This is a genomic window from Gordonia lacunae (assembly GCF_002149015.1).
Lineage (GTDB): Bacteria > Actinomycetota > Actinomycetes > Mycobacteriales > Mycobacteriaceae > Gordonia > Gordonia lacunae.
Map to the genome: position 1 here is coordinate 1 of NZ_NGFO01000084.1, position 1,188 is coordinate 1,188.

General features: G+C 65.3%; 1 protein-coding gene. It reads left to right on the forward strand.

Going from position 1 to position 1,188, the window contains the following annotated elements; genetic code table 11:
- Positions 1-148: 148 nt before the first annotated feature.
- On the forward strand, positions 149-1,188 hold a 1,040-nt coding region (locus CA982_RS26220), incomplete at its 3' end, for an IS110 family RNA-guided transposase (RefSeq protein WP_086537966.1).

The window sequence follows — 1,188 nt, forward strand, 5'->3', positions numbered from 1 at the left end:
CGGGGTTGGTGTTGCCTCATCGTGCCGGCATCTGGTGTGACGGACCGGCCGGCGTGACTTGATAGGAGCGTGGCAGCGCCCCTCCACTGAAGTATGTCCACCGACCGGCCCGACTGTCCGCCCACCCTGTGACAGGAAGGCAAGCTCCATGATCGTCATCGGTGCTGATGTCCACAAGCGCTCCCACACTTTTGTCGCCGTCGATGACGTCGGCCGCAAACTCGGATCCACGGTCGTACCCACGACGACCGCCGGTCACCTCCAGGCACTGCGCTGGGCCCGCGACAAGTTCGGTCACGAACTGCTCTGGGCCATCGAAGACTGCCGCAACATGTCCGCCCGCCTCGAACGCGATCTRCTCGGCGCCCACCAGAAGGTCGTGCGGGTGACCCCGCGGTTGATGGCCGAACACCGCCGCACCGGGCGTGAACGCGGTAAGTCCGATCCCATCGACGCCTTGGCGGTGGCGCGCGCTGCCGCGCGTGAACCTGATCTACCGGTGGCCTCCCACGATGACGTGTCGTATGAGGCCAAAGCTCTGGTCGACTACCGAGAAACCCTTGTGCGTGAACGCACTTCGAAGATCAACCGAGTGTTGTGGCGGGTGCATCAACTCGACCCCGAATACCACATTCCCCGAGGCGGGTTGACGCTGAACAMACACCAGAACAACCTCGCAGTGTGGCTGGTCGACCGCCCCGGGATCGATGCCCGGCTGGCCCGCACCGAGGTCGCCGCGATCATCGCGTTGACCGCCGAGATCAAACAGGTGACCCGCGAGATCACCACCCTGGTGCGCGACGCCGTGCCGACGTTGTTGGCGATGCCTGGCTGCGCCGAACTGACCGCGGCGAAACTCCTCGGCGAATCCGCCGGCATCACCCGCTTCGGTACCGAGGCACAGTTCGCCCGACACGCCGGCGTCGCACCCGTGCCAGTGTGGTCGGCCAACCCCGGCCGCCATCGCCTCACCCGCTCAGGCAACAGACAACTCAACGCCGCCCTGCACCGCATCGCTTTGACCCAAGCCCGCATGCCCGAGTCCCTCGGCCACACCTACTACCAACGCAAACGCGACGGAGGCAAAACCAAACGCGACGCCATGCGCTGCCTCAAGCGACGTCTGGCCCGCGTCGTCTACAACAACCTCACCCTCGATCACCACAACCGCACAACCCCACAACACGA